Raw genomic sequence first — 19,184 nt, 5'->3', positions numbered from 1 at the left:
ATTGAAGCAACTAACGCGCCTGGAAAGTGGAATCGAGGGGCTGGATACCTTATTACGGGGCGGCTTTGTGGCCGGCGCGTCATATGTCATTCAGGGCCGCCCGGGTTCTGGCAAGACAATTCTGGCCAATCAGATTGCCTTCAACCATGTGCGCAAGGGTGAGCGTGTCCTGTTCGCCACGTTGTTGTCCGAATCCCATGAGCGGATGTTCCAGTTTCTTTCCACGCTCAGCTTTTTCGATCACAGCCAGATCGGCGGTGATATCCAATACCTTAGTGCGTTCGACACCATGGAGCAGGAAGGGCTGGAGCCGGTCGTCAAGCTGCTGCGCCGGGAGATCTCCCGGCAAAAGGCGACGCTGCTGGTGGTTGATGGACTGCTCAATGCCCGCTCCAGAGCCGAAACGCCTTTGGACACGAAGCGATTTATTGCCGAATTGCAGGCCCATGCCGCCTTTGCCAATTGTACGGTTCTGTTCCTGACCAGCTCACGTCTCGATGACGGCAGCCCCGAGTTGACCGTGGTCGACGGTGTGCTGGACGTGGGCGAGGAGATTCGTGGCGTGCGCTCCATTCGTCGCATGAGCCTGCGCAAGACGCGTGGTAGCCCTGCGATTGCCGGGCTGCATGAGTATCAGATCACTGAAGATGGGTTTGTGGTCTATCCAAGGCTCGAGGCTGTCTACAACACGCCTTATCGTCCGGAACAGATTGATGAGCGCCGAGTCGGCACAGGGCTGACCAGTTTTGACCAGATGCTTGCAGGAGGCCTTAGTCAATCCTCCATCTCCTTGCTGATGGGGCCGTCAGGCAGCGGCAAAACCTCCATGGGCCTGAGCTTTATTGCCCAGTCCTCTCTGGAGGAACCCGGCGTGATCTTCGGGTTTTACGAGACGCCAGACCGGCTCCGCATCAAGGCACGCAGTATAGGGCTGGATCTGGGCGGCCTGATCGATAGCGGCGCTGTACATATTCATTGGCAGCCAACGGTTGAGTTGCAGCTGGATAAAGTAGGCCATCAGATTATTGATGAGGTCCGCCGATTGAAGGCCAGGCGGTTATTGATTGACAGCCTCGGCGCCATTGCTCGCATGGCCAGCAAGGAGGATCGACTCATGGAATTCTTTACCGCGCTCACCAACCAGCTCAGGTCTATGGGTGTCACAGTGTATGGCACGTGGGAGATGAAAGACCTCTTCGGGTCGGATATTCACGCGCCTGCGCCTGAACTGTCAGGCATTACAGACAATCTGTTCATGATGCGCTATGCGGAATTGAATGCCGAACTCAAGCGGGTCATTTCCATATTGAAGGTGCGGGACAGCCACTTCGACCCGTCACTTCGTGAAATTGTTATCAGTGATAGTGGTATTGATTTAGCTAAGGCTTTCAGAAATGCGGAGATGGTTCTTTCAGGCTCAGCAACGTCGAACAGTCAGGGCTGATGTCGTCATTACAGGGAAGGTAAATACATGACGACGATTCTGGTGGTCGATGATGAGTTTTTAATCGCAGAAATTCTCTCGTTCGCGCTTGAGGATGCCGGGTTCCAGGTCAAAACGGCCAGCAATGGCCAAAAGGCGCTGGATGCCTTGCTGCGCGAGCAGCCTGCGCTGGTCATCACGGATTTCATGATGCCCTTGATGAATGGCATGGAGTTGGCCCAGGCCATTCACGACCATCCCGATCTCAAGGCGATACCCATCATCCTGACCACCGGTGCGCAGGCGCATATCGCTCAGCAGAACCAGCATCTGTTCAATGCCATCTTCGAAAAGCCTTTCGACGTCTTCAAAGTCATCGACACGGTCAAAGCACTTACCAACACGGTATAAGCCCGCGCGCTAGCTCATGCCTGTTCTTTCGCATGTTTACGCTCATAGCGATCCAGCAAGGGCTGGGTAGTGACTCCGTGCAGCAGGATGCTGATAGTCACGACGGTCAAAGTGATGTCGATACTGTCCTTGAGTGAGCCTTCCGTAAGGCCGTGGTTCAGGGCATAACTCAGGTAGTACAGGCTGCCGATCCCTCGTATGCCGAACCAGCCGATCAGTGTGCGCTGGGCAGGGGTCGCCCAACGTCGACCCATCAGCAAGTACACGCTTAAAGGGCGGATCACGCAGAACAATAGCAGCGCCAGCCCTGCTGCGCGCCAGTCCCAGTGGGGGTAGAGCAATACGCCCAGCAGCGTGACCAGCAACACTTCCAGGGAGCGTTCCAGCAGGTTGCCAAAGGCCAGCATATCACCCATCAGTACGCCGGCTGCCACGGTGGGGCTGCTCAGTTTGTCCTGGTCGAGCCGGTCGGCCTGTACGACCGATCCGGTCATGTGACCCAGTACCGGCTGGGTCTGCTCCTCGGCTGGAATCTTGGCGTGGCCGGAGGATGAGACCTCCACTCGACGCAACCCCACGCCCGCTGCAAACACCGCAAGAAAGCCCCAGGCGCCGACCAGATCGGCCAGTACATAGGCCAGACCTATCAGGGCCAGTGCAAGAAAGTCATTGGGAGAGATGACGCTGTCGCGGTGCTTGATCCGCAGGTAGATGGAAAATCGCCCCATCAACCGCCCCAGGGTGTAGCCGATCAGAAGGCCTGCAGGCACGGCCCAGAGCAGGCGATGCAGAACCCATTCACCCAGCCAGTCGGCCTGTACGCTATCGTGGTGCATGACCAGCAAGGCCAGGGCAACAAACGGAAAGGCCGTGCCGTCGTTAAGGCCTGCTTCACCGGACAGCGAGTAGCGCACCCGGTCGAAGTCCCGGGCATGAACGACCTGGACGAGCCCGGCCAGGACCGGGTCAGTAGGGGCCAGTGCCGCGCCGATGAGCAGGGAAGTGCCCCAGTTGAGACCAAACAGGTAATGACAGACCAGGGTACTGCCGGTAATACAGCACAGCATGATCGGTCCGGCCAGCATATAGGCACCGCGCCAGGCCGGGTCTGTCAGGGGTAATCGCAGTTTGAGTCCGGTCACGAACAGGGAGATCAGAACGGCAACTTCCGTCAGATGCTCCATCCAGGGGGCCACGTCCTGAAAGCTTTCCTGCCAGAGGCCCAGCCCCAGCGGGCCAATAGCAATGCCAAATGCCAGGCAAACGACGGATGTAGTGACAGGAAGCCAGCGAAGGTAGGCCGATGCCAGGGCCAGAACCAGCAGTAACGTACTGAGTACGCCTGCCCATTGAATGAAAGTCATGCGCTCATGGATACCTGATACTGAAACGTTATGGTTCGAGACATGACAAGGCGTACTGGTTCAGGTTATCGGATCAAAACGCTATCAATGACATACTGTGGCCTGACGAAACCATGAGCAGAAACGGCTGCTTATCTGTCAGACTGTGAAATAGTCCCGCTTTAGCCTGACCATTGCCATGTTGCCAGCAGCCGATCCTTCCTACGAAACCGAGCGCTTGCGCGTCCTGAATGCGCTTGAGCTGATGGACTCGCCTGCCGAGCCTTTTTTCGACCGGATTACCCGGCTGGCGGTACGTACACTGGGTATGCCCATCGCCTATATCTCGCTGGTGGATGACAAGCGGCAATGGTTCAAGTCCCAAATTGGCCTGGATATCGTGGAAACCAGTCGGGAATCTTCGTTCTGCGCTCATACGGTATTGGCGCAGCAGGCTATCTTTATCGAAGACACAACGCTGGATGAGCGGTTTAAAAACCATCATCTCGTCAAGGGTGGCAAGCATATTCGCTTTTATGCCGGGATCCCCATCACGAGTATCGAAGGTCTGGCGCTCGGTGCATTGTGTGTCATGGACACAACGCCGCGCAGGCTGGAGGCAGAAGAGCTTGAGGCGCTCAACGACCTGGCCGCCCTGGTCTGTCATGAGGTTCAGCTGCGCGAAACAACCCTGCTGGCCCGCCGTCACGTCAAACGGTCGAAAGCGGTGTTCGAGACACGTGAGGCGCGGTTTCGCGCCATTTTCGAACGGGCTGCCGTAGGCATCTCTCTGATAGGCAGGAATGATCGGTGGATCGATATCAACGATGCACTCTGCCGCATCCTTGGTTACAGCCGCGAGGAGCTGCAAACGCTGACGTTCTGGGAGCTTATTCATCCGGACGATCTGGACGAATTCAGGCAGTTGGCCGAGTGGCTCAGTACCGGCAGGATCGATGCCATCGACCTTGAACGGCGGGCGCTCAATAAGCAGGGCGAGCCGGTATGGGTCCGGCTGAGTGTAAGCCGTCTGGAGGATCACGACGGCAATGCCAGCAGCATCGTCGCGATTATTATCGATGTTCATGCGCGCAAGGAAGCCGAAGAGGCCCTGGCGGCCCTGAAGGAGGATCTGGAGCAGCGTGTAGTACTTCGAACCCATGAGCTTCAACGTGCCAATGAGCAGCTATCCCAGGCGATGGCGCACCAGCTACAGTCTGAGCAGGCGCTTCGTCGGCGCGAGGCAGAACTCAGCAGCGTGATCGAGCATGCCAATGATGCCTATGTCCGTATTGACGAGGCGGGGATTGTCACAGCCTGGAATCGTCAGGCAGTCGAAACCTTTGGCTGGACGGTGGAAGAAGCCCTGGGCCAGCCGTTGAGTGACATGATTATTCCGCCTGCTCTGCGTGAAGCGCATCGGGTGGGAATGGCCCGTTATTTGTCGACCGGTGAGGCTAAGGTGCTCAACCAGCGCCTGGAACTGCCTGCCATACGGCGTGATGGGTCTGATATTCCGGTCGAGGTGCGTATCCGGGCTCTGAATGTAGAGGGGCAGTCCTTTTTCAGCGCTTTCCTGCACGATATTTCCGAGCGCAAGGCGGCTGAAGCAAGACGTGAATACGAAGCGCGCCATGATGCACTGACGGGACTATTGAATCGTCGTGCCCTGATGGACGTCTTGCCCAAGGCCATTACGCGAGCTGAGCGGAACAAGGTGGATCTGGCGCTACTCTTTCTCGATTTGGATGGTTTCAAGGCCGTCAACGATGCCCGGGGACATGATGCCGGCGATGCGCTGCTGCGTGAAATCGCAAAGCGCTTGCAAGAGGGCGTCCGCAAGTCCGATGAAGTCATCCGCTTGGGCGGCGATGAGTTCACGGTCATGCTGGAAGGGCTTGTGGACGGCGCAAGTGATGCGTGTCGTCTGGCCAGCCTTCTGCTTGAAAAGATTCAGGCGCCGATCTGGCTGGGAGACTACGAGGCCAGAGTAAGTGCCAGTATTGGCATCACGCTCTACACGCCGGGCTCCGCCCTCTCGGCGGACGACCTTATCAAGACTGCCGACACGGCCATGTATGAGGCAAAACGGGCCGGCAAGGCCCGGTTTCATCTCATGTAAGCCTAGTGAGCGACTGTTCTGCGCTCGGTTTCTTCATCCAGCTGCTCACGGATGGCAGCCAGCAACGGGTGTGCGGAGGTGTATTGGCGGCCGTAGTTCAGGTTGAAGCCATAGTCGAAGTCTGGCGGATTCAAGCCTTGGTTGTGCTGGAGAATAGTCTCGAGCTTATCCAGGCCCTTGGCAAGCTTGGCCTCTGGAGAGGAGCCGTTCTCGTACTCGTCCCACAACGCCAGAAAACGTTCCTGACGCTCCGCGGGGAGCGAGGCCAGCAAGGTTTGCAGGTCCTGCCGCTCCTGCCCGGACTTGCTCAGGCCCGGTCGCTGCAGCACGGCCGGAATATCACCGCTGATGGCTTCGCCCAGGTCATGGATGAGGCAGATTTTCAGCAGCTTGGCAAAGTCGATGCCTTGGAGTTCGTCTTCGTACACCATGGCCATGAGACATAGCCGCCAGGTGTGTTCCGCGGTGCTCTCCTGCTTTCCCGAGCGGGTATAGGCGGTGCGAAGGGTATCCTTCAGCATCTCGGCATCCTTGAGAAAGCGGAGTGTTCCCATTAATTCGCTTAGTGTCATGCAGGCCACTCCTGTCAGGGTGAATCAATACAACGAATCGAGTGCGCAGGGCCTGAATGTGCAGGCGCGGCGCGGGACGCTCGACAGATGATGGCTTGGACAGCACAAAGGCGAAAAGGTGAGAGAAGATTGGGTCTTCCTGTATTGAAGCCTCACGCAAGAGACAGCAGGGCATTGCCACCGGGGCGATACCCTGCAAAACCCGCCTTATAAATACAGCTTCAGGTGCGCCAGGACCTGACTTTTCGATATATAGCCCAAAAGCCTGGGGCAAGCCTGGCTTTCTACCACCGGCAGGCGTTCGCCGGGATGGTTCAGGAAGGCTTCCAGGGCAACCGTGAGGTTATCGTAAGGGTGCAGCAGGGGAAGCGTATGACCGGGCAGGTCCCTGGCGAGCAGGTTGGCATCAAGTGTTCCAGCCGCCTGGGCTCTGTTGAGGTCTCGCAGCGCGACGATCTTGACCAGCAGACCATTTTCGTCGATTACGTACACAAACTTGACGATCTGCTCGCGGAACGTTTGCAGCACTTCTTCCAACGTGGCTGATGCTGGTACGGTTTGCGCGCCCTCGTTAAGAATGGCTTTAACCTTGAGGTTGCGCGTCTGGTTACGGGCTTTCCAGAGTTCGTTGTTTTTGGCGGTCACGGCGTACATGGAGCGGGGCGAGAATGCGCCGCTGATGTAGTAGCCAGCCACCACGCACAGCAGCAGCGGCAGCACGATGTCATAGCTCAACGTCATCTCGAACACCATGAGGATTGCCATGAGCGGCGCCCGGCTGGTGGCAGCGAGAAACGCGCCCATGCCGACCACGACATAGGTAAAGGTTGGCGCATGCAGGGTAGGGGCGAGATGCTCGACCAGGCTGGCAAACAGCACACCGATGGCGGCGCCGACAAACAAGGTCGGCGTGAAAATGCCGCCTACCGTTCCCGTACCGGCTGAGGCGGTTGTCGCCAGGACCTTGAAGACCAGCAGAGCCGCCACGGCTGTCCAGGGCCATGGGTGGTTGATGAAGTCATTGATGACGCTATAGCCGTTACCCCAGGTCTGTGGATAGAAGACTGAAATCAGGCCGACCACGAGGCCGCCGCACCCCAGCTTGACGGGCAGCGGCAGGTGAATCTGGTCGATTCGCTTGCGCGAGTGTTCTAGCAGCCAGAGAAAGAGCGGGGCCAGCGCGCCGAGCAGAATCCCCAGCAGGATGAACATCAGGTCTTGCGACAGGCTCAGGGGCTCGAACAGCGGTACGCTGTAAATCGAGTGATACCCCGGCAGCGAGCGCATGGTGAGGTTGGCTACCACGGACGCCATGATCAGCGGAGGCATGCGCTCCGCCACGATGGAGCCCAATACGATCTCCGCCACAAAGAAGGCGCCGGCAATCGGAGCGTTGTATACAGAGGTGATCCCGGCTGCGGCCCCGCATGCGACTAGGGTCCGCATCTGCTCCGGTGAGATCGTGCGAAAGCGACCCACCAAAGAGGCGCAGAGGGCGGCCAGCTGCACCATGGGGCCTTCTTGTCCGATAGAGGAGCCGGTGGCAATCGAGCACAGTGAAGATGAACTGCGTGCCAGCGTCTGCCGAACCGGGATACGGCCATCGCCCAAGGTGATGGCTTCCATGTAGTCCGAATGCGCCGTGGCCTTGGTATAGCGTCGACTGAGCAGGAGCAGGAAGCCCGCCACGATCCCGCCCAGCGTAGGCACGATCAGGCGCATGTACCATTCGCTGGACTGGGCCAGCTCGACCACGTCGGCGGTTTTGCCGAAGGCCGCGAGATGGATGAGGTCAATCGCATGGCGAAAGCCCAGCGTGACCAGCGCCCCGACGATCCCGATCGGGATGGCCCAGAGCAGGGTACTCAGGTTTTCAGCATCGCCGAGTCGTTCGCTCAGGTGCTGCCAGGTTTGACGAAAGGACGATACCAGCCGGGTGATAACCCTCATAAACAATCCGAAGCCACAAAAAATGCTGTTCGGATCATGGACCATGCCTTGCGCAAGAGCTATCCCCTAGTTATGGCAAAAGCGTCCTGATTGATGCTGGCTGCGACAAAAAAGGCCCCTTGCGGGGCCTTATGGGGAAGGGTTACTCGTGGGTAATGCGAGAGTGGTCGCGCGTGTCCTTCATGAACAGGTAGACCAGAAGCGAGCAGGCGATACAGCCGGTAACGTACCAGTAATAGCCGGTTTCCATGCCGATGCTCTTGAACCACAGGGCTACGTATTCCGCGGTGCCGCCAAAGATCGAAACGGTCAGTGCATAGGGCAGACCCACACCCAGGGCACGGATTTCAGTGGGGAACAGTTCGGCTTTCACCACCGCATTGATCGAGGTGTAGCCGCTAACGATGACCAGTGCCGCCATGATCAGGAAGAACGCGCCCCACATGGATTGGATGGTGTGCAGCGCAGACAGGATCGGAACGGTGAATATCGTGCCCAGTACCCCGAAGGCGATCAGGATGGGGCGACGGCCGATCTTATCGGACAGCGCGCCTACTACGGGTTGCAGCAGCATGAAGAGAAACAGCGTGGCCGCCGAAATCATGGTCGAGTCGGACTTGCTCATGCCTACGGTGTTTACCAGATACTTCTGCATGTAGGTGGTGTAGGTGTAGAACGCCAGGGTGCCGCCCATAGTCAGGCCTACCACGGTCAGCAGCTCCTTGGGGTGGCGCATCAGCGTACGCATCAGGCTTTCCTGGACGACGCTTTCATCCTTTTTCTTGAAGGAGGCGGTTTCTTCCATTCCACGGCGCAGGTATAGCGCGGTGACAGCGCAGGCCGCACCGATCAGGAACGGAATGCGCCAGCCCCAGCTTTCCAGCTGCTCGTTGGTCAACGTCAGCTGCAGGATGATCAATACTGCCAGGGCGATGAGCTGGCCGGAGATCAGTGTGACGTACTGGAAGCTGGAAAAAAAGCCACGTCGTTCCTTGGTCGCCATCTCACTGAGGTACGTGGCAGAGGTGCCGTATTCGCCCCCCACGGAAAGCCCCTGTAAGAGGCGGGCCAGCACCAGCAGGACGGGAGCGGCTACCCCGATGGTGGCATAGCTGGGCGTTAGTGCGATGATCAACGAGCCGCCGCACATCATGACGACCGACAGCATCAACGCAGCCTTACGCCCTTTTTTATCGGCATAAACGCCCATCAGCCAGCCGCCGATGGGACGCATCAGAAAACCTACGGCAAAGATGGCGGCCGTGTTCAGCAGCTGAGCGGTGAGGTCGCCTTGCGGAAAGAAGGCCTTGGCGAAATAAAGCGAGAAGGCGGCATAGACGTACCAGTCGTACCATTCGACCAGGTTGCCAACGGAGCCACTAAAGATGGATTTGATGCGCTGTGACGTGGTCTTGGGCGTTACGCCCGCGGCCAGGGTGGCGGTGCTTTCCATTCGGAATCCTCTCTTATCATTGTTGTATGCCGCTGCGTGAACGCACGGCTTGTCATCCTGATTGCACGAGGCGTGCCATCAGGGTGCTGGCCGTATCCAGCGGGTTGTAGAGGAGGGCGTAAGCGAAATATTGCCGAAGGCCTTTAAACCATAAGCGGATTTCCGCCTATAGTCACTGCCGATTAAGCCTGGGGTCAGCCGTCTGTCTCTAGAAAGACTTCACGCATCAGCCCATGGCGCTGCATTTTTTCATTGAGGGTACGCCGTGGAAGCTTGAGCTCTTCCAGTACGGCTTTTATGTCGCCCTTATGCCGGGCCAGCGCATTACGCAGGCATTGTGCCTCGAAGGCTTCCATTTGCTCATAGAGGGAAAGGTCCGCAGTTGATTGCGGAGCGCCGCTATCCAGGCCCAGCACATGCCGCTCGGCCGCATTGGCCAGCTCCCGGACATTGCCCGGCCAGTCATGGGCCAGAAGGCGCGCCAACTGGTTACCGCTGGGCGTGCCGGGTTCGCGGCCCAGGCGTTTGGCAGCCTGCTGGAGAAAATGCTCGAACAGAAGGGGGATGTCCTCACGGCGCTCGCGCAGCGGTGGCAGGTAAAGCTCCGCTACGTTGAGACGATAGGCAAGGTCCTCTCTGAACCGGCCAGCACGGGCCTCTTCCAGCAGATCAGGCTTGGTGGCGGCAATGATGCGCAGGTCCACAGGAATACTCTGATTGGAGCCGAGCCGCTCCAGCTGCTGCTCCTGCAGGACTCGCAGCAGCTTGGCCTGCTGGGCAAGAGGCATGCTTTCGATCTCATCGAGAAACAGGCTGCCGCCGTTAGCATGTTCCAGTTTGCCGATCCGCTTGCCGGTTGCCCCGGTAAAGGCGCCACTCTCATGCCCGAACAGCTCAGCCTCGAACAGCGTATCGGGGATGGCGGCACAGTTGAGCGCGACAAAGGGCTTGGCGCTACGGGTGCTGAAATCATGCAGGCAACGGGCGACCAGCTCCTTGCCGCTACCCGTTTCACCTCGCAGAAGGATATTGACGGGCGTATTGGCCAGTTCAAGCACCTGTCTGCGCAGCGTTTCCATGGGGCGTGAATAGCCGATCAGCCGTGCAGCCAGCTGGGCTTTCTGATCCGAGTGATCGTGCAGGCGCCGGTTCTCCAGCACTAGACGGCGTTTTTCCTGGGCGCGCTTGAGGCTGCCGAGCAGGGCCTCGGGGCTGAAAGGCTTTTCCAGGAAATCATAGGCACCCTGGCGCATCGCTTCGACGGCCATGGTCACATCGCCGTGGCCGGTCAGCAGGATGACCGGCAGGTCCTTGTCCAGGGTCTGAAGCTGCTCGAGCAGGGAGAGCCCGTCCAGGCCGGGCATGCGGACATCGCTGATGATCACACCGGCGAAGTCAGGCGTCAGCTGCGCCAGGCAGGCCTCGGCGCTGGCATACAACGCGACCTCGAACCCCGAGAGTTGCAGCCATTGCTGGATGGCTTCCCGGATAGTGGATTCATCATCGATGACGATTACGCGGTCCGTCATGTTGGGTCCTCTTCGATCACCATGGGCAGGGTCAACATAAAACGCGCGCCCTGGGCCGTATTGTCAACCGTCAGCTCGCCGCCCAGTTCGTGGACGATAGCGTACGACACGGCTAAGCCAAGGCCCAATCCTTCACCGACCGGCTTGGTGGTGAAGAACGGATCGAAAACCTGGCTCAGATATTCTTCCGCGATCCCGCCGCCGGAATCCGTGACGGACAGCAGCCAACGGCCTCGCTCGGGTGTCAGAGCAATATCCAGCTGGCGAATCGATTTATCCGCCATGGCATCCAGTGCATTGCGCAGAAGGTTGACGAGCACCTGCTCAAGACGGATGGCATCACCACGCACCTTGGCGGGTCGGCTCATGCGCAGGCTGACGTCGACCCGCTCGTTCTGGACCCGTGGTGCCAGCAGCTCGAAGGACTTGTCTACTACGCAGGCCAGATCCAGCGGTTCGCGAAGACCGGCAGGCGTCTTGCGGGCATAGGTTTTCAGATGACCGGTCAACGCAGCCATGCGGCCCAGGAGTTCATCGATACGGATAAGGCTCTGGCGAGCCTCATCGTGACGCTGCTGGTCGAGCAGGAGGCGAACGCTGGCCAGCTGCATGCGCTGGGCTGTGAGCGGCTGGTTCAGTTCATGGGCGAGGGCGGCGGACATCTGCCCGAGCGCGGCCAGTTTGGCGGCCTGGATCAAACCGTCCTGGGCGGTTCGCAGGTCGGCGGTACGGGCTTCGACCAGACGCTCCAGCTCATCACGGCTGCGCTGGCGCTCACGGGCCAGACGCCGTCGCTGCTGAAGAAAGAGCAGGGCGAAGACCAGGGCAAACCAGGCACCGGCGGCCGCAAGGCCCGTGGTCTGCGCCGTGGCAGGAAGACGAGAGCGGTCACGCAGCAGGTGTAGCGTCCAGCCTTCTTCGGTGAGGGGCAGTGAGGTCCAGAGAAAATCCTGCACGCCCAGGGGGCCGTGGACCCGGGTGAGGCGCTGATTCTGCGCCAGGGTGTTCATGGGCTGATAAGTGAGCGGCAACAAGGGCTGACGGTTGTACTGCCGGGTCTCCTCAAGTTCGGCATGGTCATCGGGCCTTAGCGACTCGAGGATGCGATAGCGCCACCCCGGCTGGTTAGCGATAAACACGATTCCACGCGCATCGCTTACCAGGATGATATCCGGCTGCTGGCTCCAGGAGTGTTCAAGCTCTGGAAATTCCAGCTTGACCACAATGGCTCCAAGAAAGGTGCCGTCGTCGGCCGTCACCGCCTGGGAGAGAAAGTAGCCGGGTATGCCTGTGGTGACGCCTACTGCATAGAAACGACCCGCTCCCCGGGTGCGCGTCTGTAGAAAATAGGGACGAAACCCGTAGTTATGCCCTACATAACTGGTGGGCAAGCGCCAGTTGCTGGCAGCCACGGCAAGGCCCGTGCGGTCGAGCAGTTCCAACGTGGATGAGCCAGCGGCCCGGTTGAGCTGTTCGAGCTTAAGGTTGAGCCGATGCTGGGCTTCGGTACTCAGGGGCCCGGCCAGACTCTGGCTCATCTCGGGATCAAGTGCCAGAACGGCGGGTAAGGAGCGGTAGCGGTCGATCAGGGTTTGCAGGTTGCGTGCATAAAGGTGCAGCTGCTCTTCGCTCAGGGCACCGGCTTCGCGCAGGGCATAGCGCTCAGCCTGACGTGTGGCGGCATAGGCCACCAGCACGGCACCGGCCACGATGACGAGCGAGGCAACAAACAGACGCGAGGGACGGGACAGGCGCATGGCAGACTTCGCGATCAGCGGAGCACGGATCATACTGCGTTCGGCCGGTACTGACAGCCCAGTCACCGAAATGCACTTGAACGGCTTTCCGGTGACAGGGCTGTTTCAGAGGTCTACGCCGGCATCAATGGTGGTGGTCGCTCGGGCTGACAAAGACCAGGGTGGAAAACATCCCGCGCACGCGGCCGTTGGGGTCGTCCTGCTTGACCTCCGTGTTGGCGCCGATCACGTTACGACCATGATGGCGCACCGTAATCTGTGCCCGGCCCTGGGCATCGGTCGTGACGCTGATGTGATCAGGGTCGTTGATCACATCGTCGTACAGCTTGATACCGGAGGCGGGCTTGCCGTCGAGCAGGACTTGCACCTCCAGCGTCTCACCGGGCTCTACGGCCAATGGATCGCGCTGAGGAATAATGGCGAATTTAAGTGCGTCCAGAGAGGGCAGCTTGGCGCCTTTTTCCATAACCGCGAGGCTGTACTTGTAATAGCGTCCTGAGGCAAGGGCGCCCGATACCTCAGTTGCTCCCTTGTTCACCCACTTCTTGTCCTGGCCTTGTGCCCAATAGCCATTGTCCAGCGCAACCGCCAGCACCGCTGGTGTAGCGGCCGGTTTCAGACGCGCATGGTCGCTTTGCTTTTCAACCGTGATCGGTACGGGCTTGCCGGAGGTGTCGTATGCCCAGGCACCAGAAATCCGGGCCGGGTCATAGGCGTCCTCTTCGGCGCCTTCGCCAAAGACCACTTCGATCTGGCCGCGGCGCTCCTCCGGCCAGAGCGCATGGGCAAACAGCGAGCCGCTGAAAACGGACAACGCAAGGGTGGCGGCCACCAGGGTGTGCTTGGTATTCATGTCGAGGTTCCTGTAGCGAGCGTGACGGGATACAGCGTTTCGATAAAAGCGAAGCGTGTGCAGGCGATGAATCCGGCACACGCCGCGTTCGGCTTACAAGGTGATGGAAACCCCGGCCTGCAGGGTGCGTGGCGCTCCGGGGTAGGCCCAGATCGAACCCCAGGCACGCTCGTCGTATTCCTCGTTAAAGACGTTGTCGAGGTTGAGGTTCAGGCGAATACGGTCTGTCAGCGGGTAATAGGCAAGCAAGTCGACAACGGTATAGGACGACATGTCGAACGCCGTAGACGAGGTGCTGCCCTTGCGGTCGCTTACGTATTTGAGCCCTACGCCCACGCCCAGCCCGCTCAACAGACCCGAATCGAATTCATAGGTATTGAGCAGATTCACGCTGTGCTTGGGAACGTTTGCCAGACGGCTGCCGGCAGGCATGGTGGACGTCGTGCTCTTGGTCACTTCGGCATCGACATAGGCATAACCACCAATAACGCGCCATTGCGGCGTGATATTGCCAGCCAAGCTGAGATCGAAGCCACGGCTACGCACTTCGCCTGCCGCAATCTGGTAATTGCTGTCGAGCGGGTCCGATGTAAGGACGTTTTCCTTGGTGATATGGAACAGGGCGGCCGTAATACTCAGGTCATGCTCCGGCACGTCGTACTTGATGCCAGTCTCGTAGGCGATGCCTTTTTCCGGGTCGAAGGCCTGGCTGCTGCGATCGGCGCCCCGGTTGGGCTTGAACGAGCGAGCCGTGTTGGCATACACGGCCAGCGAGTCGGTCAGGTCATACACCAGGCCGAAGCGAGGCGAGACGGCGTTATGTGCCTGCTCCCAGCTGCCTGATGTGGACAGGTAGTTCGTGTACTGCTGCTCGAAGCGCTCCAGCCGCGCACCAACCTGGGCCTTGAGCCGGTCGGTAAGTTCGACCTGATCCTGCAGATACAGTGCGTAAGACTTCAGGTTCTCGTCATCATGGGTGGTCGTACGGGTCAGGGCAGGCAGCGGCTGGCCATACACCGGCGCATAGAGGTCGAGCGGGAAGGCACTGACGCTGCCGCTGGAGCGGCGGATAAAGGATGTGTAATTGAAATCGTCGTACTCGACACCAGCCAGCAGGGTGTGAGCAAAACCCGCCGTCTTGAAGTGGCCTTCAACGTTGGTCTGGAAGGCTATATCGTCCCATTCCAGGGTGCGCTCGCTATAGTTCCGGCCAATGGTGCGGCCATCGGCTGCCAGTCCATTGTTCTCTACGGCGCCGCCGTCCAGGCTACCGTCGAGATACTGCACGCCGCCACGAATGGCCCAGTCGTCATTGAGCTGGTGTTCCAGACGCAGCTGGGTGGTTGCATTTTCATTACGAAGTTTGCCGGCGTCTTCCTCGCCCAGGAAACGATCGCGTTGAAGCTGACCGGCCTGGGTGGCATAACGGGTAACGCCCCGATCCATAGGATGGCGGTTGTGCAGGTAGTCGCCCTCAAGGATCACGGCGGTACGGTCGCTCAGCTGCCAGCGCAGCACGGGTGCTACGTTGTACCGTTCGCTTTCTACATGGTCACGAAAGCTGTCGCTGCCTTCAGCCACCAGGTTCAGGCGATAGGTAAATTCGGCGTTTTCATCCAGTGCGCCGGTGGTGTCCAGCGTACCGCGGCGCAGCCCCTGGGTGTTGAACTGGCTACCCAGAACAGTTTTCCGATCGGCCTGAGGCTGCTTGCTGACAATATTGAACGTGCCGCCCGGATCGCCTCGGCCATAGAGCATGGATGCAGGGCCACGAAGTACCTCCAGGCGCTCGATCGTGCTGGCATCCGGCATGTTGGGATAGCCACGGTTGACGGCAAAACCGTTGCGGTAGAACTCCTGGGTACTAAAGCCCCGCACCAGGAACTCAGTCAGACCCTGTCCGCCAAAGTTGTTGCCTCGTTCTACGCCCCCCGCGTAGTCCAAGGCATCTTCAAGGCGGGTGGCACCGATATCTTCTACGACCTGACGCGGCACTACGCTAATGGACTGCGGCGTCTCGTGGATGGCCGTATCGGTACGGGTGGCACTGGCCGAACGGGTTGCCCGATAACCCTCAACGGGGCCTTGAGCGCTTTCGGTCACGTTGGCTGTGATTTCCATCTGCGATAACGAGGCTGGCTCGGAGTCGGATGGGGTTTCCTGGGCATAGCAGGTGAAGGCGTGCAGAGAGAGCACGGGGACGATAAGACGCCGCATTTCTTCTTCTTTTCCTTGGTAAGAACCGGCAGACGCGGAGATAGGATGCGGATGCTATATATTATGATAATCGTTATCAATAACGAGTTGATAGCAACTTGATTGCGTCGTCCGGAATGCGATGAGCACGGAACGCGTTGTCCTAACGCCTCAGGTGTTCAGGCGGAAGAAAGACGTCTAGTCGAAGGAGAACCGCTTGGGCCTTACAGGTTTGTCTGGAAAGCGGGTTCCAGACTTGGGCGGGTGCGCTTTGCGCAGCGGTTCGAGCAGCGGTGACAGGCCGTTGTGGTCGATCTCCTGCATCAGCTGGATCAGGCGGCCGATTTCGCCCTTGGGAAATCCTTCGCGGGCAAACCAGTTGAGGTAATGGCCGGGTAGATCGGCAATGACGCGACCCTTGTATTTGCCATAGGGCATTTCACGGGTCACTAGCAGTTGCAGATCCTTTGGGTCCATAAAGCCTCACAGGGTAACAGTTGGAATGCCCGGATCTTCACCGGACCCGGACATTCTACCGTATCGAGGCTGACAGGCGAGGTCAGCGCCCCTGAACGGCATGGGCCGCTCGAATCACGCAGCGGGTCAGCTCCGGTGGAGAGAACTTGGTGAGTACGTCGTTGGCACCTGCCTTCTTGGCCCTGTCGCTGTTCATGGAGCTGTCCAGTGACGTATGCAGCAGCACATAGAGGCTGCTGAAGTCTGGACTCTCGCGCAGGCTCTGGGTAAAGGCGTAGCCGTCCATTTCCGGCATTTCAATGTCGGAGACAACCACGTTGATCTCATCATCTGTGCCTTGTAGCTCTAGAAGCTTTTCAATGGCTTCTTTGCCGCTGCGGGCAACATGGCAGCGGATATTCAATGTCTGCAAGGCATGAAGCGACAGGTTGCGCGCGACTTGGCTGTCATCCACGATCAAGATACGCGTTGCCTCTAGGGCTTCAATGTCTTCTTCGTTCAGGGCCGAAGGCGTCTGCGGTATGGCAGGCGGTGCAATACCATGGATAACCTTTTCGATATCCAACACCTGAACCAGCGTGCCTTCCACTTGGGTCACGCCGGTGACAAACGCGCGACTACCCGAGCCGAAGGGGGGCGGGATGATGTCGCTCGACCGGCAGTGAATGATCTTGGCAACGTTCTGGACGTGTAGCGCCTGCTTGGTACGGCTAATCTCGGTCACGATCAGGCAGCCGCCAGAAGGGTCGGCCAGGGGCTGTTCGCCAATGGCACGGCTCAGGTCAATCACCGATAGCGAGGCGCCTCGCAGGGTCGTGACGCCTTTGACGTGCGGATGCGACTCAGGCATGCGTGTCAGGGGCGGGCACGGAATGATTTCGCTGACCTTGAGCAGGTTGATGGCCATGAGCTTTCCGCTGCGCAGTGAGAACAGCAGTAGCGAGAGGGAGTCATCGGACGGGTTGTGCTTGGGCATGGGTGACCTGTTCAGGAATTCAACTTGGCTGCCAGGACTATCGGCCAATAGACGCGAAGGTTTAGGCGAAAGTTTGCTTCATTCTGTCGCATCCGCCCGAGGAGCCACTGGCCGGGCGAGCGTAGCCAGTCATCGGGTCGGGCTTTAGATTCCCGAAAGGGAGTCGATGAATCTAAAGACAGCCCGAAAAAGAGTCCGGGCACCGTCATGTCATGTGAGCTTCAACAAGAATAAACAGGAGCCTGTTGCATGGATGTCTTACGCAAATACCCCGTTCGCGCGCGTCTGTGGTTGATTCTGACCGTCGCGGCCCTGATGCTGCTGGCCTTCGGCGCGCTGACGCTCAGGGCGTCCTATGAGCACCTCTATCAGGGCAAGGCCGAAAAGACGCAGCATGTGGTCGAAACCGCCCTGGGCGTGTTCACACATTTTCAGGCGTTGGAAGCGGGCGGCACGCTCAGCCGTGAGGCGGCGCAGCGAAGCGCCTTGGCCGTGCTCAAGGCGCTTCGCTACGGTCGCAACGACTACTTGTGGGTCAACGATCTGCAACCGCGCATGGTCATGCATCCGATGAACCCCAAGCTCGACGGGCAGGACCTTTCTACCTATAAAGATCCTGACGGCAAAGCGCTGTTCAATGAGATGGTAGTCGTGGCGAAAAACGGCGGTGGGGTTGTGGCCTACCGTTGGCCCAAGCCCGGCGCCAGTGAGCCAGTGCCCAAGGTTTCCTACGTCAAGCAGTTCGAGCCCTGGGGCTGGGTGCTGGGAACAGGCGTCTACCTGGATGATCTGCAGGCCGAGTTTCGCGCACAGGTCTGGCAGACGGCAGGCGTCGGGGCAGTCATCGTATTGCTCATGGGCGTCTTGATCTTTCTCATTCAGCGCAGCATTACCCGACCGCTGACGTCGACCGTTAAGGCAATGGCCAGTATCGCCAGTGGTGAGGCCGACCTGACCCACAGGCTCGACACATCGGGCCGTGATGAGTTGTCTGAACTGGGCCGTCATTTCAACCGGTTTTCGGAGCATTTGGGTGAACTCATTCGTCAGCTACTGACGGCCGCTCATTCGCTGGATCGTCATTCGGGCGAGCTGGGTGCCATTGCGGCCCAAAGCCAGCGGCACAGCGACACCCAGACCCAGCAGATGGATATGCTCGCCACGGCTATCAATGAAGTGACACATGCCATCCAGGATGTGGCCCGCCACGCCGAGCAAGCCTCGGGCGAGGTGCAGAGTGCTGAGCGTCGGGCCGATCAGGGGCAGGTCAGTATCCAGACCAGCCTCCACCAGACCGAAGGGTTGTCAGACACCATTCTTCAGGCCGCCAAGGTCATTGAATCACTGGCGCAGGAGAGTACCCAGATCGGCACCGTACTGGATGTGATCCGCTCCATTGCCGACCAGACCAACCTCCTGGCTCTTAACGCTGCTATCGAGGCAGCACGTGCCGGTGAGCAGGGGCGCGGGTTTGCGGTAGTGGCTGATGAGGTCAGGCTTCTGGCACAGCGCACCCAGAAGTCTACCCAGGAGATTCATGCCATGATCGAGCGGCTGCAGGCCAATTCAGGCGCGGCGGTTCGGGTCATTCAGGAGAGCCGGCAGGCTTCGCAGCACACCATCGAGCAGGCCAGTCAGGCCAGCGACAGCCTTGAGCAGATCAACCAGACCCTGCGTAACCTTGCAACGGTGAACGCCTCGATTGCGAGCGCTACCCTGCAGCAGTCCCATGTGGTGGAGGAGATCAATCAGAGCGTCGTACAGGTGGCCGGCCTTGCTCAGATCAACGCCACTGCAAGCGTGCAGACGAGTCAGGCCAGTCAACAGCTGCGTGGCATTGCCGATCAGTTGGGTCATCTGCTCGGCCAGTTCAAGGTGTAATGCCTTCCCTTGCAGGGCCGGTCCTGACGGGTCGCCCTGCATTTCTTAACGCTTTCTTTACGCCTCCCAGGGGGCTTACGTCTCGATCCTTTACAGGACTCCTCCCGACAATGCTCTCCATCAGCGGTCGTGCCGCGTAAAGGAGAGAGTCATGAGCGTTCTGGATAGCCTGTGCCTGCTATTGGCCGTGGGCCTGTTCGTGTACCTGCTGGTGGCGCTGATGCGCGCCGACCGTTCGTGA

Annotated in this window: 15 protein-coding genes and 1 pseudogene; 6 read left to right on the top strand and 10 right to left on the bottom strand. The window is 59.1% G+C overall.

Annotation, left to right across the window (positions count from 1 at the left end):
* Position 1 precedes the first annotated feature (1 nt).
* Positions 2–1,444, top strand: a complete 1,443-nt coding sequence (locus tag HMPREF1487_RS06530) for an ATPase domain-containing protein (protein WP_037030526.1) — start codon at positions 2–4, stop codon at positions 1,442–1,444.
* A gap of 27 nt (positions 1,445–1,471) precedes the next feature.
* Positions 1,472–1,834: a response regulator gene (locus HMPREF1487_RS06525; protein WP_010795825.1), complete on the top strand. Its 363-nt coding sequence runs from the start codon at positions 1,472–1,474 to the stop codon at positions 1,832–1,834.
* 14 nt (positions 1,835–1,848) lie between these two features.
* Here HMPREF1487_RS06525 and HMPREF1487_RS06520 read toward each other — a convergent pair whose 3' ends face one another.
* Positions 1,849–3,198 (bottom strand): cation:proton antiporter, encoded by a 1,350-nt coding sequence (locus HMPREF1487_RS06520; RefSeq protein WP_010795824.1) that lies wholly within the window; start codon positions 3,196–3,198, stop codon positions 1,849–1,851.
* A gap of 178 nt (positions 3,199–3,376) precedes the next feature.
* Here HMPREF1487_RS06520 and HMPREF1487_RS06515 point away from each other — a divergent pair, with 178 nt between their 5' ends.
* The gene (locus HMPREF1487_RS06515; protein WP_010795823.1) at positions 3,377–5,299 is read left to right on the top strand and encodes a bifunctional diguanylate cyclase/phosphodiesterase; all 1,923 of its coding nucleotides are present in this window, start codon (positions 3,377–3,379) and stop codon (positions 5,297–5,299) included.
* A gap of 2 nt (positions 5,300–5,301) precedes the next feature.
* Here the strand turns inward: HMPREF1487_RS06515 and HMPREF1487_RS06510 are convergent, their stop codons facing one another.
* The 9 genes from HMPREF1487_RS06510 to HMPREF1487_RS06470 all read right to left on the bottom strand — a co-directional run bounded on the left by HMPREF1487_RS06510 (position 5,302) and on the right by HMPREF1487_RS06470 (position 17,062).
* Positions 5,302–5,871: an HD domain-containing protein gene (locus tag HMPREF1487_RS06510; protein WP_010795822.1), complete on the bottom strand. Its 570-nt coding sequence runs from the start codon at positions 5,869–5,871 to the stop codon at positions 5,302–5,304.
* A 207-nt stretch (positions 5,872–6,078) separates the two neighbouring features.
* Positions 6,079–7,821: a ClcB-like voltage-gated chloride channel protein gene (locus HMPREF1487_RS06505; protein ID WP_010795821.1), complete on the bottom strand. Its 1,743-nt coding sequence runs from the start codon at positions 7,819–7,821 to the stop codon at positions 6,079–6,081.
* Between the two features lie 142 nt (positions 7,822–7,963).
* The gene (locus HMPREF1487_RS06500) at positions 7,964–9,274 is read right to left on the bottom strand and encodes an MFS transporter (RefSeq protein WP_010795820.1); all 1,311 of its coding nucleotides are present in this window, start codon (positions 9,272–9,274) and stop codon (positions 7,964–7,966) included.
* Positions 9,275–9,468: 194 nt separating this feature from the next.
* Positions 9,469–10,803 carry a sigma-54-dependent transcriptional regulator gene (locus HMPREF1487_RS06495; RefSeq protein ID WP_010795819.1) on the bottom strand — a complete coding sequence of 445 codons (1,335 nt, stop codon included), beginning with the start codon at positions 10,801–10,803 and terminating at the stop codon, positions 9,469–9,471.
* A complete protein-coding gene (locus HMPREF1487_RS06490; protein WP_371106373.1) occupies positions 10,800–12,560 on the bottom strand; it encodes a sensor histidine kinase in 1,761 nt (586 codons plus the stop codon). Before HMPREF1487_RS06490 ends, HMPREF1487_RS06495 begins: the two co-directional genes overlap by 4 nt.
* Positions 12,561–12,684: 124 nt before the next feature.
* Positions 12,685–13,413, bottom strand: a complete 729-nt coding sequence (locus tag HMPREF1487_RS06485; RefSeq protein ID WP_010795817.1) for a DUF4198 domain-containing protein — start codon at positions 13,411–13,413, stop codon at positions 12,685–12,687.
* A 93-nt stretch (positions 13,414–13,506) separates the two neighbouring features.
* On the bottom strand, positions 13,507–15,630 hold the full coding sequence (locus HMPREF1487_RS06480) for a TonB-dependent siderophore receptor (protein ID WP_010795816.1): 2,124 nt from the start codon (positions 15,628–15,630) through the stop codon (positions 13,507–13,509).
* A gap of 177 nt (positions 15,631–15,807) precedes the next feature.
* Positions 15,808–16,086, bottom strand: a complete 279-nt coding sequence (locus HMPREF1487_RS06475; RefSeq protein ID WP_010795815.1) for a DUF3820 family protein — start codon at positions 16,084–16,086, stop codon at positions 15,808–15,810.
* Between the two features lie 82 nt (positions 16,087–16,168).
* Complete coding sequence (locus HMPREF1487_RS06470; RefSeq protein ID WP_010795814.1) at positions 16,169–17,062, bottom strand: chemotaxis protein; 894 nt, start codon at positions 17,060–17,062, stop codon at positions 16,169–16,171.
* Between the two features lie 249 nt (positions 17,063–17,311).
* Here HMPREF1487_RS06470 and HMPREF1487_RS28330 point away from each other — a divergent pair.
* The 3 genes and pseudogenes from HMPREF1487_RS28330 to kdpF form a co-directional block, all read left to right on the top strand.
* A pseudogene (locus HMPREF1487_RS28330) lies at positions 17,312–18,082 on the top strand (cache domain-containing protein); the annotation flags it as partial.
* A 126-nt stretch (positions 18,083–18,208) separates the two neighbouring features.
* Positions 18,209–18,943, top strand: a complete 735-nt coding sequence (locus tag HMPREF1487_RS28325) for a methyl-accepting chemotaxis protein (protein WP_371106372.1) — start codon at positions 18,209–18,211, stop codon at positions 18,941–18,943.
* 151 nt (positions 18,944–19,094) lie between these two features.
* Positions 19,095–19,184 carry a K(+)-transporting ATPase subunit F gene (gene kdpF, locus HMPREF1487_RS06460; protein WP_010795812.1) on the top strand — a complete coding sequence of 30 codons (90 nt, stop codon included), beginning with the start codon at positions 19,095–19,097 and terminating at the stop codon, positions 19,182–19,184.

Source organism: Pseudomonas sp. HPB0071 (genome assembly GCF_000478505.2).
Taxonomy (GTDB): domain Bacteria; phylum Pseudomonadota; class Gammaproteobacteria; order Pseudomonadales; family Pseudomonadaceae; genus Chryseomonas; species Chryseomonas luteola.
The sequence above is the reverse complement of the archived record's forward strand: the minus strand, read 5'-3'. Positions and strand labels throughout refer to the sequence as shown.